Source organism: Allobosea sp. ASV33 (assembly GCF_016428755.1).
Classification (GTDB): Bacteria; Pseudomonadota; Alphaproteobacteria; order Rhizobiales; family Beijerinckiaceae; genus Allobosea.
Genome location: NZ_JAELTI010000331.1, coordinates 1 through 302, shown reverse-complemented (window position 1 = coordinate 302; position 302 = coordinate 1). Strand labels below are relative to the sequence as shown.

Annotated in this window: 1 pseudogene; it reads left to right on the top strand. The window is 73.2% G+C overall.

Annotated features, from left to right (window positions below):
- Window positions 1-176: 176 nt before the first annotated feature.
- A pseudogene (locus JHD80_RS28950) lies at window positions 177-302 on the top strand (ABC transporter permease); the annotation flags it as partial.

Genomic DNA, 302 nt, shown 5'->3' with positions numbered 1-302 from the left:
CCCCCCCCCCCCCCCCCCCCCCCCCCCCCCCCCCCCCCCCCCCCCCCCCCCCCCCCCCCCCCCCCCCCCCCCCCCCCCCCCCCCCCCCCCCCCCCCCCCCCCATTTTCAAGCAGAAGACGGCATACGCGATCGCGCCTAGAGTCTCGTGGGCTCGGAGATGTGTATAAGAGACAGGCCCAACACCATCACGCCGATCATCGTCGCCTTCACCCTGACTGTCGGGCGCGTCATCTTGTTCGAGTCGGTGCTGAGCTTTCTCGGCTTCGGCATCGTGCCGCCGACGCCGAGCTGGGGCAACATG